12 protein-coding genes and 1 pseudogene are annotated in these 14318 nt (G+C 59.0%); 11 read left to right on the forward strand and 2 right to left on the reverse strand.

Annotation, left to right across the window (positions count from 1 at the left end):
• Positions 1–20 precede the first annotated feature (20 nt).
• Positions 21–1097: an AAA family ATPase gene (locus tag AB5Y86_RS09260; RefSeq protein WP_368192685.1), complete on the reverse strand. Its 1077-nt coding sequence runs from the start codon at positions 1095–1097 to the stop codon at positions 21–23.
• A 371-nt stretch (positions 1098–1468) separates the two neighbouring features.
• On the opposite strand from AB5Y86_RS09260, the gene AB5Y86_RS09265 reads away from it, so the two are divergent.
• The 9 genes from AB5Y86_RS09265 (at position 1469) to AB5Y86_RS09305 (ending at position 10499) form a co-directional block, all read left to right on the forward strand.
• Positions 1469–2023 (forward strand): DUF3305 domain-containing protein, encoded by a 555-nt coding sequence (locus tag AB5Y86_RS09265; protein ID WP_323930962.1) that lies wholly within the window; start codon positions 1469–1471, stop codon positions 2021–2023.
• On the forward strand, positions 2016–2609 hold the full coding sequence (locus AB5Y86_RS09270) for a DUF3306 domain-containing protein (protein WP_323930963.1): 594 nt from the start codon (positions 2016–2018) through the stop codon (positions 2607–2609). The genes AB5Y86_RS09265 and AB5Y86_RS09270 overlap by 8 nt, the downstream gene beginning before the upstream one ends.
• Before the next feature lie 103 nt (positions 2610–2712).
• Positions 2713–4464 (forward strand): 4Fe-4S binding protein, encoded by a 1752-nt coding sequence (locus AB5Y86_RS09275; protein WP_368192687.1) that lies wholly within the window; start codon positions 2713–2715, stop codon positions 4462–4464.
• Between the two features lie 10 nt (positions 4465–4474).
• Positions 4475–5092: a molecular chaperone gene (locus tag AB5Y86_RS09280; protein ID WP_368192689.1), complete on the forward strand. Its 618-nt coding sequence runs from the start codon at positions 4475–4477 to the stop codon at positions 5090–5092.
• A 101-nt stretch (positions 5093–5193) separates the two neighbouring features.
• Positions 5194–5397: a transcriptional initiation protein Tat gene (locus AB5Y86_RS09285; protein ID WP_005303194.1), complete on the forward strand. Its 204-nt coding sequence runs from the start codon at positions 5194–5196 to the stop codon at positions 5395–5397.
• A 23-nt stretch (positions 5398–5420) separates the two neighbouring features.
• Complete coding sequence (locus AB5Y86_RS09290; protein WP_042082515.1) at positions 5421–8297, forward strand: formate dehydrogenase subunit alpha; 2877 nt, start codon at positions 5421–5423, stop codon at positions 8295–8297.
• 4 nt (positions 8298–8301) lie between these two features.
• Positions 8302–8961 (forward strand): formate dehydrogenase FDH3 subunit beta, encoded by a 660-nt coding sequence (gene fdh3B / locus AB5Y86_RS09295; RefSeq protein WP_005353752.1) that lies wholly within the window; start codon positions 8302–8304, stop codon positions 8959–8961.
• Positions 8958–9929 carry a formate dehydrogenase subunit gamma gene (locus AB5Y86_RS09300; protein ID WP_323911516.1) on the forward strand — a complete coding sequence of 324 codons (972 nt, stop codon included), beginning with the start codon at positions 8958–8960 and terminating at the stop codon, positions 9927–9929. Before fdh3B ends, AB5Y86_RS09300 begins: the two co-directional genes overlap by 4 nt.
• A 159-nt stretch (positions 9930–10088) precedes the next feature.
• Positions 10089–10499, forward strand: coding sequence for a DNA breaking-rejoining protein (locus AB5Y86_RS09305; protein WP_235674998.1), 411 nt, complete (start codon positions 10089–10091; stop codon positions 10497–10499).
• Positions 10500–10586: 87 nt separating this feature from the next.
• On the opposite strand, the gene AB5Y86_RS09310 is transcribed toward AB5Y86_RS09305, so the two are convergent.
• On the reverse strand, positions 10587–11351 hold the full coding sequence (locus AB5Y86_RS09310) for a substrate-binding periplasmic protein (RefSeq protein ID WP_368192691.1): 765 nt from the start codon (positions 11349–11351) through the stop codon (positions 10587–10589).
• Positions 11352–11625: 274 nt separating this feature from the next.
• Here AB5Y86_RS09310 and AB5Y86_RS09315 point away from each other — a divergent pair, with 274 nt between their 5' ends.
• Both AB5Y86_RS09315 and AB5Y86_RS09320 read left to right on the forward strand, forming a co-directional pair.
• A complete protein-coding gene (locus AB5Y86_RS09315; protein WP_368192694.1) occupies positions 11626–13341 on the forward strand; it encodes an NAD-dependent malic enzyme in 1716 nt (571 codons plus the stop codon).
• A gap of 123 nt (positions 13342–13464) precedes the next feature.
• Positions 13465–14292, forward strand: a pseudogene (locus AB5Y86_RS09320) (integrase core domain-containing protein).
• Positions 14293–14318: the final 26 nt, after the last annotated feature.

A 14318-nucleotide genomic window follows, 5' to 3' on the forward strand; every position in this document is an offset into this window, starting at 1 on the left:
TGTCTAACCTATGGCCTTGATTATAGGTCTGAGACTGTTAGTACTTGCAGTAAAGTGTCATCGTAAATTTCGATTTCAGATAAGCGAATAGCTTGATTTAATAGCATGGATTCAAATAAATTTCTGGCAAGACGGCCATTTGCGAACATATCAGTTGAGTTTCTATAGTTTGAAAACTTATCAATCAATGCGATTTCTAGTTCCTTCTCTAATGTGTAGTCATTTCTTTCAGCCATTCTTTTTACGATGCTGACCAATTCTTCATTGCTGTAGTCTTCGAACTCAATAAAAAAGTTAAAGCGAGATTTAAGGCCAGGGTTTGCATTCAAAAATTGCTCCATTTCGTTTTTATAGCCTGCGACAATAATTACAATGTCATCACGGTAATTCTCCATGGCAACCATAAGAGTTTCTATTACTACCTTGCCAAAGTCATTATCATCACCAGCTAAAGCATATGCCTCATCAATAAAAAGAACACCACCTTTGGCTTCTTCAAGAATCTTGTTAGTAATTATCTCTGACTTTCCAATATATTCTCCAACAAGGTCTGAACGCTTGACTTCTCTAAATCCCCCTTGACTAACCAATCCATAAGCTTTAAATAATTTACCAATAATCCTAGCTACAGTGGTTTTGCCTGTTCCTGGGTTACCAGTAAATACAATATGTCTTCCAACTGAAACGGACTGTAAGCCTAATTTTTTCCTTTTCTGTTGAATTGTACTAAAAGCAATAAGCTCTTTTATTTTTCTCTTAACACTAGACAAACCTACTATGTCGTTTAGTTCATTCTGAATGGAAGATATTTCATTGCACACAATGTTAGTGGTTTTCTTTAAGTTTGTTTGCGCCCCGCAAAGATTACAGATTGATGTTATAGAGGCCTGTTTTCCATTGTATTTAATATTGAGTGTTGAACATATCATTTTAATGTCATGATATGTAAGGCAATTTAGAATTTGCGACATGTGCAATGACGTGAGGGCTCGATTAATTAATTCGCTTTTGCATCCAGTACCACTTAAACCGTTTTCCCTAAGGACCATCTGCAAATCATATTTATAGAGCTGATTTAAAATATCGAAAGGTTTCATTATGTATCTCATTGTTTTCAATGGTTATTAGAAATTTGAAATTCGAAACCCATACATATTTAGTGGGTTCGATTGATACACATTACTGTCTGTGATTACGCTTTTCAATAACAGAGGAAAAAATTGAGAGATAAGAGCTTGGATTGATATTCTCCTGTTGGGAATTGTTCGAATGGCGAAGCGTATTCGAACGGTAGTGTATTGGAATTGCTGCGTCCCCTGTCCGCCTTGATGGAACACTCCATCCTGCCTTGGCCCCACTCTTGCTATGTCTTATCCCATTGATGGCCGTGGCTGCCATGAATCTCCTGCCATGATCCGCCCCGAACGGGGTGGTTCAAGGGGGAGGGCGGCCCGGCAGAGACCTTCTAATGGGAGCCGTGACAGTGCAAGAGACAACCAATACCTTGCCCCCGCAGCGCTGGCTGCAACTGGAGTTAAAGGCCATCGACAGCCAGGTTGGCCGCTGGCAGAGCCGCCGTTTCGAGATTGCTGCGCTCCACCCCGCCGAACCTGAGGCAGCCGGTGCCTTGCCCCTTACCCTGTTTCGTGACGAGCGGGGGGATTATCGCTTCAATTTGAGCTCCGGCTCGCCCCGCCTTTTTGTGACCGGAAGCCGCGTGGACAGTGGCTTTGTGGCCGATGGCCTGACTCTGAGCCAGACCGTGGCCGCCGCCTATATGGATGGCGAGCGGCAGGTGCTCTCCTGTCCGCTGCCCGAGGCGCTGCAAGCCTGGGTGGAGGCCTTTATCGGCCGCCACGGCGAGCTGCTGGAGGCCCGCCGCAAGGGCAAGAAGGGCAAGGGGCGGGCGCAGGATCAGCTGGGAGTCGATAGCCAGGATCAAGCCAGCTGTGGCGCCGTTAAAGCCACCGGCCCCGATGGCAGCGAGCGTGGTAGCCACAGCGGAAACAGCGCCCATGAGTGAGTTCCTCAAACGCTGGTCATCTCGCAAGAGTGAGGCGCGCAAGCATCAGGTATTGCAGCCACGGGAAGAGGCCATTCCCGAGGCGGTTGCCGCCCCCATCGAAGGCAGTGGCGAAGCTGAAACACCAGATACATCGCTGGATAGCCCCGTAGTCAGCACTGACAAGGGGAGCAGTGAACCCCTTGCCGTTGAGGGGGCTGGGAGTGGCGAACCGCCGCTAACAACAGCCCAGCCGGGCAAGCCAAAACTTCCTGACAAGGAGGCGCTGCGGGCCATGTTTCGCAGCCATAAACCGGATGGGCTCGACGACTACACCCAGGATTTCAGCCAGCCCCAATTGCTGCCCGCGGCCCTGACCGCCGGGCTGCGCAACTGGCTGGTGGATCAGGTGATCGCTCCTGACCGCGAATCGGCCAATCCGGCCAGCGGATCCGCCGAACCTGTGGCGGTTGCCAGCGAACCTGCCGCCGACGAGCTGGCTGATAACCATTCTCAAACCCACACTGACGATCGGGACATTTTGGTTTCCTCTGGTGGACAAAATGTCCCAACCAAAGGTGGGGGGATGGAACCCTCAGGATCCTGACTCCCTGTCAGTCACTTTTTTTCCGGGGGAGTTGGCTCGCCTCTTGCTCTCTCGGCTTACCAACAAGCGCCCATCCCATGAGGTGGCGCGCACAGGAGCGTATGTGAGCACTGAACAAACATTGCCAAATCTGGCCCCAAATCTAGTCTCCAATCTTGCCCATGGGGCGGGGGCGGCCGAGCATAACGCGCGCGCTCGCGCCTATGCCCTGCAGCATACGGTCAAGACCGATAACCTGATCCCGGCCACTGTCTCTTATCAGAGTCAGGGGCGCCTGCTGCTGGTCGGCCCGGAAGATCGCATTCGCCGCGCAGCCAGCCTGCTGCCCGCCGGGGTGAAGCCCACCCTGCTGGTGACCGAAGCGGTCCACGATGCCGAGGCGGCAGATCTCGAAGCCATTTTCGATGCCACCGCATCCCTCGCGGCCCTGACCCTGCGCGAGTCGAGCCTGACAGGGTATCTTGGCCAATTTCAGCTCACCGGCCTCAATGGGCAGGGTGAGCGGGTAAATCTGGCGGCGCTTTGCTTCCCACAACAAGCGGCTGCTGTTAGTGAACAGCCACGCGAGCCTCGCTTCGATCTGGTGGCCGATCTGGGCCGCGCCCCGCTCTTTGCGCTGGAGCGCCCGCCGGTCGGTTATCTGCATCTGGCTGATGACACAGACTTGGCTGAACGGCTCGCCGAGCTCTGTGCACTGACCGGTATTTTCGATAAACCGCGCTATTTTCGCCTCGACCCCGAGGCCTGCGCCTTTACCGCCCGCGGCGTGCCCGGTTGCAGCCGCTGTCTCGATGTCTGCCCGACCGATGCCCTCAAGCCCATCAATGGTCGCATCCAGATCGATCCCCATCTCTGTCAGGGCTTTGGCAGCTGTGCCTCTGCCTGTCCGACCGGGGCGATTGCCTATCATCAGCCCGATGCCAACACCAGCGGCGACTACCTGTTCCGATTGCTCAAGCACTACCGGGAGGCGGGCGGCGAAGCGCCTCGACTGCTGATCGCCGGTGAAAACGAGCGCGAATGGGTGGAAGCCGAGCTCACCCGCTTGCCCGCCAACTGGCTGCCGGTCTGGGTGGAGGAGAGCGCGAGTTTGGGTATCGAGAGCTGGTTCGCGGCACTCGCCTACGGTGCCAGCACGGTGCGCATTGCGCTGGGTGACGATGCCCCCGAAAGCGTCCGTGCGCTGGTTGAGCGGGAGCTGGCGAGCGCCGCCGTGCTGCTGGCGGGCGCTGGGCTTGCTACCGATCGCATTGCTCTGTTTGACGCAGATGCTGGTGAGCCTGTTTCCGGCCAGCCAACCGTTGCCCTGCTGGAGAAGCCGCTCAAAGGGGACAAACGGGAGAACCTGTTTGCCGCCTTCGATGCCCTCTGGCAGGCCAACGAGGGGAGCCGCAAGCCGCTGGCGGTGCCCCACGGCGCCCCTTACGGCAGTGTGGAACTCAAAGAGTCTGACTGCACCCTCTGCATGGGCTGCGTGGCGGTCTGCCCGAGCCGTGCCCTGCATGCGGTGGGGCACACGCCGGGTCTCAACTTTATCGAGCAGGACTGCATCCAGTGCGGCATGTGCGAAAAGGCGTGCCCCGAGCAGGCCATCGTACTGGTGCCCCGCCTGCAACCCGTGCCCGAGGCGCGTCGCGCCGTGCAGAGCCTGAAAGCCGAAGAGGCCGCCTGCTGCATTCGCTGCTCCAAGCCGTTCGCGCCCGCCTCGATGATCCGCCGCATCCAGCAAAAACTGGCCGGTCACTCCCACTTCCAAAATGAGGCCGCCCAGCGGCTGCTGATGTGCGAGGACTGTCGGGTCAAGGATGTGTTTGCGGCGCTGGCGGCGGATCCCGTCTCCCAGCTCAAGGTATGAGGGGCCAGTGATGAGTGAACAACATAACGAAAAGGCTGGCGAACTGACCATGACCGAACTGGAACAGAGCAGCGCCGATCTCTACGCCCTGCTGGCGAGTCTCTGGCGCGCCGCTCCCCGTGGCGAACAGCTCGCCTGGCTGCAAGGGTTGCAGCCGATGCCGGGCTCCTTTGCCAGAGGGCTGGGGCTGGTGCAGCTGGCGGCCAGTAGCCACCACGAAAACGAGCTTGCCGAGGAGTATCAGGATCTCTTTATCGGGCTGGGGCGCGGGGAGATTGTGCCGTTTGCCTCCTGGTATCTCACCGGCTCATTGATGGAGCTGCCGCTGGCGGTGCTGCGTGCAGATCTGCAGTCCCTCGGTTTCGAGCGCCAGAGCGGAGTGTGCGAGCCGGAAGATCATCTGGCCGCCCTCTGTGAGGTGATGGCGGTACTGATTGCCGAGCAGCACCCTGAGCGCAACCGCTTCTATGAGCGCCACCTTGCCCCCTGGGTACTCGCTTGCTGCCGCGATCAGCAACAGGCGAAAGGGGGCAGCTTCTACCGGGCGGTCGGTGCCCTTGCCGAAGATTTCTTCAAGCTGGAAAACGAATTGCGCCTGCCGTTTGGCGCCTGCGTGGTGCCGGGCTGAATGCCCCGAACCACCCACAACAAAACGAACAGACGAGATATCCCATTGGACGCGAAGCTGGCGCGCAAGCGCTGGCAAGAATAACAACAGAGGTCACAAGAATGAGCGATGAACAGCTGAAAGACCCGTCCCGCCGCAATCTGATCAAGGGAGTTGGCGTGGTCGCCACCATAGGCGTATTGGCCGGTGCCACCGGCCGGGTGGTGGGCAAAGAGGTGCTGACCCACGACACCGAGCCTGACAAGGGCTATCGGGAGACCCCCCATGTTCACGACTTTTATCGCACCCTGCGCGGCACCGACTGAGCCGGATCAGTGAAGGAGAACTCATGAAACTGACAAAACGTGCCGAGCAGCCCCAGGCGGGCGAGCAGGGCAATGAGGCCATTCGCGGTCAGGGGCTGACCCGCCGCGCCTTTATGGTCAACTCCGGTCTGGTGGCCGGTGGCGCCGTGGCCGCCGGTTGGCTGGCGCCAGCCATGATGCAGCGGGCCGAGGCCAAAACCGTGGCGGCCGAGGTGCCGGTCGAGGTGAAGCGCACCATCTGTTCCCACTGCTCGGTGGGCTGCGGCGTCTATGCCGAGGTGCAAAACGGCGTCTGGACCGGTCAGGAGCCGGCCTTTGATCACCCCTTCAACTTGGGCGGTCACTGCGCCAAGGGGGCGGCCCTGCGCGAGCACGGCCACGGTGAGCGTCGCCTCAAGTACCCGATGAAGCTGGTGGGCGGCAAGTGGCAGCGCATCAGCTGGGATCAGGCCATCGAAGAGGTGGGCAACGAAGTGCTGCGCCTGCGCAAGGAGTCCGGCCCCGACAGCGTCTACTGGCTCGGCTCCGCCAAGCACTCCAACGAGCAGGCCTACCTGTTTCGCAAGATGGCCTCCCTGTGGGGCACCAACAACGTGGATCACCAGGCGCGGATCTGCCACTCCACCACGGTCGCTGGGGTCGCCAACACCTGGGGCTACGGCGCCATGACCAATAGCCTGAACGACATGCACAACAGCAAGTCGATCATGTTTATCGGCTCCAACCCGGCGGAGGCCCACCCGGTCGCCATGCAGCACATCCTGCTGGCCAAAGAGCGCAACGGCTGCAAGATCCTGGTGGTCGACCCGCGCCGCACCCGCACTGCCGCCAAGGCGGACATGTACCTCTCATTGCGTCCGGGTACCGACGTCGCCTTTATCTGGGGCATGCTCTGGCACATCTTCAAGAACGGCTGGGAAGATAAAGAGTTCATCCGCACCCGTGTCTACGGTATGGACGAGGTGCAAAAAGAGGTGGCGCGCTGGACTCCGGCCGAAGTAGAGCGGGTGACCGGCCTCAACGAGCAGCAGGTCTATGGCGCCGCCAAACTGCTGGCCGACAACCGCCCCGGCTGCGTGGTCTGGTGCATGGGCGGCACCCAGCACACCACAGGCAACAACAACACCCGCGCTTACTGCATCCTCGAACTGGCCCTCGGCAACGTGGGCAAGAGCGGGGCGGGCACCAACATCTTCCGCGGTCACGACAACGTGCAGGGAGCCACCGACTTTGGCGTCACCTCCGACTCCCTGCCCGGATACTACGGGCTGGAAGAGGGCTCCTGGAAGCACTGGGCCCGGGTGTGGGACGTGGATTACGAGTGGATCAAGGCCCGCTTTGACAACAAGGCCTACAACGGCAAGCTGCCGATGAACAACAACGGCATTCCGGTCTCCCGCTGGGTGGACGGGGTGCTGGAGAATGCCGACCTTATCGAGCAGGGCTCCAACATCCGCGCCATGTTCTACTGGGGCCATGCGGTCAACTCCCAGACCCGCGGCCCGGAAATGAAGAAGGCGATGCAAAAGCTCGACATGATGGTGATTGTCGACCCGTATCCCACCGTCGCCTCGGTGATGAACGATCGCACCGACGGCGTCTACCTGCTGCCGGCCACCACCCAGTTCGAAACCTATGGTTCCGTCACCGCCACCAACCGCTCCATGCAGTGGCGCGACAAGGTGATCGAACCCCTGTTCGAATCCAAGGTCGACCACGAGATCATGTATCTCTTGAGCAAGAAGCTCGGCTTTGCCGACCAGCTGTTCAAGCACATCAAGGTAGAGAACAACCAGCCACTGTTGGAAGACATCACCCGCGAATATAACCGCGGCATGTGGAGTGTGGGCTACACCGGCCAGAGCCCGGAGCGGCTCAAGGCGCACCAGCAGAACTGGCACACCTTCCACAAGACCAACCTCAAGGCCGAGGGCGGCCCGGTCAGTGGCGAAGTGTACGGTCTGCCGTGGCCCTGCTGGGGTACCCCTGAGATGAAACACCCCGGCAGCCACATCCTCTACGACACCAGCATTCCGGTGTCGGAAGGGGGCGGTGGTTTCCGCGCCCGCTTCGGCATCGAGTATCAGGGAGTCTCGCTGCTCGCCGAAGACTCCTGGCCGAAAGGGAGCGAGGTGGAAGACGGTTATCCCGAGATCACTGCCGACCTGATGAAACAGCTCGGCTGGTGGGATGAGCTGACCGAGGCCGAGAAGAAAGAGGCCGAGGGCAAGAACTGGAAGACCGATCTCTCTGGCGGCATTCAGCGCGTCGCCATCAAGCACGGCTTTGTGCCGTATGGCAACGCCAAGGCGCGCTGCGTGGTGTGGACCTTCCCGGATCAGGTGCCCAAGCACCGCGAGCCGCTCTACACCCCGCGCCGCGACTTGCTGGCCGACTACGCCACCTGGCCTGATTCGAAGAGCCTGTGGCGCCTGCCGACCCAGTACGCCTCGGTGCAGGAGAAGGATGTCAGCAAGGAGTTCCCGATCATCCTCACCTCCGGCCGTCTGGTGGAGTACGAGGGGGGCGGCGACGAGACCCGTTCCAACCCTTGGCTGGCTGAATTGCAGCAGGAGATGTTTGTCGAGATGAACCCGGCGGATGCCAACGATGTCGGCGTGCGCGACGGTCAGGATGTGTGGGTCGAGGGGCCGGAAGGGGGGCGGGTCAAGGTGAAGGCACTGGTGACCCCGCGGGTCAAACCGGGGCTCGCCTTTATGCCGTTCCACTTCGGCGGCCACTTCGAGGGCAAGGATCTGCGATCCAAATATCCGGAAGGGTCTGACCCCTATGTGCTGGGGGAGTCGGTCAACATAGTCACCACCTATGGTTATGACCCGGTCACCCAGATGCAGGAGACCAAGGTCACCCTGTGCCGTTTTCGCAAAGTAGGAGCCTGATCCCATGGCCAGAATGAAATTCATGTGTGACACCAAGCGTTGCATCGAGTGCAACGGCTGTGTGACGGCGTGCAAGAACGAGAACGACGATGCCCTGGAGTGGGGCATCCAGCGCCGCCGGGTGGTGACCCTCAACGACGGCCTGCCGGGGGAGACTTCCATCTCGGTCGCCTGCATGCACTGCACCGACGCCCCCTGCATGGCGGTCTGCCCGGCCGACTGCTTCTATCACACCGACGACGGCATCGTGCTGCACAACAAGGATCTCTGCATCGGTTGTGGCTACTGCCTGTTTGCCTGCCCGTTCGGGGCGCCCCAGTTCCCGAAGACCGCCGCCTTTGGCGATCGGGGCAAGATGGACAAGTGCACCTTCTGTGCCGGCGGCCCGGAAGAGGATCACAGCGAGGCGGAGCGCCAGAAGTACGGTGCCAACCGCATCGCCGAGGGCAAGCTGCCCATGTGTGCCGAGCTCTGCTCCACCAAGGCACTGCTGGCGGGGGATGCGCAGGTGATCTCCGACATCTTCCGCGAGCGGGTTGCCTATCGCGGCGCCCCTCATGCAGCTTGGGGGGCTGATGAACAGGCGCTCTATCGTGACGCCAGCAAACCTCACGATGGCAGAGGCAAGGGGCTCAAGCTTGGCAAGCAGGAGGATGGCCAATGAGACACTGGCTGACAGCGCTGCTGACGGCCTTGCTGCTGTTCAGCGCGCCCGGCTTCGCTGATGCGCAGAAAGAGGCGGTTGGCTTTGCCGGCGCCGATTACTGGCGGGCGGTGAAGGATGGGCAGGAGGGGGTGACCACCTCCCGCTCGCCGGAGCACGGAGTGCTTATCTCGGTGCCGGGCCAGCTCTGGTTCGAGGTGAAGACCAAGTGGGTGTCGCCACTCGGTGCCATCGCTATCTTTGGATCCTTGGCCATGTGCGGCCTGATGTACCTGGTGGTGGGGCAGACCAAGCTCTCCAAACCGCGCACCGGGCGCAAGCTCAAGCGCTGGAGCCGGCTGGATCGGGCGCTGCACTGGACCACGGCGGCCATGTTCCTGACCCTCTCCGGGTCGGGGCTGGCCATCATCTACGGCAAGTACTTCATCAAGCCGGTGGTGAACCTCGGGGTGTGGGAGAACTGGATCTGGTTTGCCAAGGTGTTCCACAACTACGTGGGGCCGCTCTTCTTCCTCTGCCTGATGGGGGTGCTCATCAAGTGGTTCCGCCACAACATCGTCAACATGGTGGATGTGCAGTGGTTCATGAAGTTTGGTGGCATGCTCGGCAAGCACAAGGGAAGCCATCCTTCGGCGGGCTTCTCCAACGGCGGCGAGAAGGCGATCTTCTGGCTGCTGATCTGGTTTGGCGGCATCGTCGTGGCGACCGGGCTGTTCCTCGACTTCCCCATCTTCGGCCAGCTGCGCCGCCAGATGGAGTGGGCCAGCTTCATCCATATCGTAGGCGCCTTGATCCTCATCTGCGGCTTTATCTTCCATATCTACATGGGCCTGTTCCAGCTGGAAGGGGCGCTGGAGGGGATGGTGACCGGCGAGGTGGACGAGACCTGGGCCAAGGAGCACCACGACCTCTGGTATGAAGAGGTGAAGCACACTCTCGATGAGCCCAAGGCGGGCAAATCAAGCTGATGGTCGACAAAGAGTAAAGAGAAGGGGCGCTGCGGCGCCCCTTCTGATGGCGGGTCGATCGTGATGGCAAATTGATTGAGCGATGCTACAAACGGCGATGGTTTTTTGGGCCACCTTGAGCAACAGTAACAGGGGTTCCATTCACACAAGGGATGACAAATGATGAGAAAAGCATGGCTGGCAGCGGTATGTGCATCTGCGCTCTTCGGTGGTATTGCGGGCGTGGCGCAGGCGGCTGACGGGATCAAGACCCAGCAGGTGCAGTTCAAGAAGGGGGAGTCAGGGGCAACCATCAACGGCACCATTCAAGGTAGCCAGACCCTCGATTACAAGCTGACGGCCAACAAGGGCCAGAGCATGGTGGTGATCCTGACCGGCAAGCCCTACTTCAATATTCTGCCGCCGGGCAGCAAGGGGGAGGCGATTTTTATCGGTTCTACCGAAGGGAACAACTTTGAGGCGACCCTGCCCGCCAAGGGCACTTATACCATTCGGGTCTACCAGATGGGGGCGGCCGAGAGCAGCAAGGCCAAGACGCCGTTCAAGCTGGAGGTGGGCATCAGCGGCTAATGCCTGCAGCTGACAAGGATCACAGAGGTGGCGGCCACAAAGGGCCGCCACCGTTGTTTTATCCCCTCTGTTTTTGCCTCGCCAAGGTCAATAGTCCCCCCGGGAAAGCTGTTCGAAGTAGCGCTTATAACGTCCGCTGGCGATGGCCTGCTGCAACTGCTGATTGAACTGATCCCGCAGTTTGGCTGAATCCGGCATCTTGCGCGGGAACATCACGAAGCTGTCGTTGCGCAGAAAAGGGGTCTGACTGTGGGTGATGAGTGCCGCGCTGGCGGGATCGAGCTGGCTCTGCAACTCGGCCAAACCGACTCGCAGCTCTTGCGGATAGAGGTCGATCCGTCCGCGCAGCAGCTTGCCGAAATTCTGTTTCACGTCGGTGACTTTCTGTTGGGTTACCTTGCCATCGGCCACCATCTTGTCCAGCTCGGGCCCGTAGCTGTAGGCGATATCGCCCCCCAACCGCATGCCGATGATCTGCTCAAGGCGCTCGGCCCGCAGCTGCCGTGATTTGAGGGAGAAGAAGACAAACTGCTCCTGCAGCACCGCTTCGCTGAACAGAAAATCCTGCTCCCGCTCCGGTTTGTGCATCCAGACGGCGGTGGCGTCGTAGAGCTGGCTGTTGGCCGCCAGCGAATAGACCCGACCCCAGGGAGCGAAGTGGAACTTCACCTCATAGCCCGCCTCCTTGAACAGATCGCTGATGAGGTGGGCCACTGGCCCGTGCTGTTTTGACTGCTCGGAGACGAAAGGGGGCCATTCACCCACGATGATGTTGAGTACCCGGCCCGGTGCGGCGAGAGCCGACTGGCAGGTCAGAAACAGCCACAGAGCAAGCAGCGGGATCAGGCGCATGGCTGAAAGAAGGGGACGCAGGCTGGCAGAGGCGAGGGCATCAGATCACTCCCGGCTGTGATGCGGTGAAAGGGGCTGGGTTGCCCGCAATGCTAACATGAGTCTCATTCCTTGCCGTGGATATTTGTCTCGCCGGGGTCGCCGGGCGCCTATTTTGGCCGCAGGGTATGCCCAAGCTCACAAAACCGATCGAGTAAACGTCATATGATTGATTTCATTATGAGTCTTGCTCTCCTGCCGAACGGCAATTTCACGTAAATCAAAGAGAATGACTATGGCTACCGGACAATATCTGCTGTGGAAAGATGCACAGGGACAGGATTTTCGCCCCGTTGCACTGACCGGCACTGATCTGCTTAACAATCGATACCTCAACAAGGGCACGGCCTTCACCGAACAGGAGCGGGCCGATTTTGATCTCGATGGTTTGCTGCCGCCTCAGGTGCAAACTTTTGAAGCCCAGCTCGAGCGAGTGTATGAGGGGTTCAAGAGCGCTTGCAGCGATATCGAGAAGTACCAGAACCTGCGTGCCCTGCAGGATCGCAACGAAACCCTGTTTTATGCCCTGTTGTCACGCCATGTGGAGGAGATGACTCCCTACATCTATACCCCGACCGTGGGCAAGGCGTGTCAGGAGTTCAGCCACCGCTTCCAGAAGCCGCGCGGCCTCTACATCACCCCGGACAACGTGGATGACATGGGCAGTCAGGCCCGTCACTTCGATGCCAAATCGATCCGCATCATAGTCGTCACCGACAGCCAGGGCATTCTGGGGATCGGCGACCAGGGGGTCGGCGGCATGGGTATCCCCATCGGCAAGCTGGCGCTCTATACCCTGGGTGCCGGTATTCACCCCGCCTGCTGCATGCCCATCGCGCTGGATGTGGGCACCGACAACCAGAAACTGCTCGATGACCCCATGTATCTGGGCCGCCCCCACAAGCGGATTCGCGGCAAGGAGTATGAAGAGTTCATCGACAAGTTCGTGCAGGGGGTCAAGCGCCACTTCCCCAACGCCGTGCTGCAGTGGGAAGACTTCAGCAAATCCAACGCCTTCAACAATCTGGCCCGCTACCAGCAGGCACTGCCGTCATTCAACGATGATATTCAGGGTACCGGTGCCGTGGTGCTGGCCGGTATCATAGGCGCGGTCAAGGTCAAGGGGGAGACCCTGGGCCAGCAGAACTATTTGGTCTATGGTGCCGGCGCTGGCGGGGTTGGCGTCGCGGATCAGATCTGCGCGGGGATGATCCGCGAGGGGATGGATCCGCAGGCGGCCCGCGATCGCATCTACATTCTGGATACCCAGGGGCTGGTGTGCGACAACCGGGACGGGCTCGACGAGTACAAGCGTCGCTACGCCAAACCGGGGTTGCTGCTGGCGGGCTGGGATACCGAGGTGCCCGGCAAGGCCAATCTGGCCGATGTGCTGCGTCATGTGTCCATTACCGTGTTGCTGGGTACCAGCGGCTCGGGCGGTGCCTTCCAGGAAGAGCATATCCAGCTGATGCTGCAGCATTGCGAGCGCCCCATGGTGTTCCCGCTCTCCAACCCGACCGCCAACTGTGAAGCGCTGCCGGAAGATATCTACCGTTGGAGCAATGGCAAAGCCATTGTTGCGACTGGCAGCCCGTTCAAGGATGTGAGCTACGAGGGGCAGGAGTTCCGAGTCGGGCAGGGCAATAACGTCTTTATCTTCCCCGGTGTAGGTCTGGCGGCCATCGTCAGCCAGCTCCGCGAGATCACACCCGATGTCTTCACTACAGCCGCCTTTGCGCTGGCCGAGTGCGTGAGTGAGGTGGACCTGGCGAAAGGGGCCGTCTATCCCCGCATTCGCGAGCTGCGCAGCATCTCGGTGCATGTGGCGACCGCCGTGCTCAAGGATATCGTGCGCCGGGATCCCTCCCACCCGCTGATCGGTCAGGATCTGCAGCAGCATATCCTCAATCACATGTGGGAGCCGGTTTACCTGCCCTATCGTCGGGTATAGGTTACTCACTGGTTTGAATAACATATTGATAACAAAGGGGGGGTATGGCCATCCCCCTTTTTTACCGCAGTGTTCCGTCTTGAATATGGTTTACACCTTTTCCCCACATAAATGGAGAACCCGATGGGACAAGGTGTGAAACGGACACAACGCGATTACTCGCTGGCGCAGGTCGAGCAGATTGAAAAAGGTGAGCTGACTTGTCAGCAGGCACAAGCCAGATATGGTATTCAGGGCAACCCGACCATTCTTGTATGGTTGCGTAAACATGGTCGACAGGACTGGAGCCATACGGATTCTCTGTGTGCGCCTGCAGGAGTATCATCATGCCTAACCCCGCCCGAACAACGTATTAAAACGCTCGAGCAGCGGCTGGCGCTGATGAGCCAAAAAGCCCAGTTCTTTGAGGCTGTCGTTGGTGCGTTGAAGAGCGACTTGGTGCCGCCCAAGCAGGCGTATTACAAGACCTCCCACAGTTTTCACCGCTTCGACCGTCATCCCAAATTGCTCAAGGCGGGGCAAGAGCAGGTCACGCCGGTGGCACTGGAGCAAGTGTGGATCGCCGACATTACTTATCTGCCAGATAGAACCTGACCCTGGTGACGGGTGTTTATTTCACGCAAGATAGTGAGCCACCTCGTGCTGCCCAAAGGGATACACGCCGAGTCGGTGTCCATTATGTCTAAAGAAGCACTGAAGCAACGGCGTGGCGGCGAGTAGCTCATCCAACACTCAGACTGAGGAGTGCAGTAATTGCTCGAAGCTGTATCAGTCATTGCATTAATGGTACGGGGTGAGATGTTCGATGACGGATGGGCATGACAGTTACCAGAATGCGCTGGCAGATCGGGTGAACGGGATATTCAAAGGAGAGTTGCTGTTGCAAAGCTAGCAGAACCTGGCGCAAGCGGGGCGATGATGCGTGAGGCGGTGGATATTTACAACGTGTAGCGACCGTATCATGCGTTGAAATATAG

Source organism: Aeromonas sp. s8, assembly GCF_040907785.1.
Taxonomy (GTDB): Bacteria; Pseudomonadota; Gammaproteobacteria; order Enterobacterales; family Aeromonadaceae; genus Aeromonas; species Aeromonas veronii.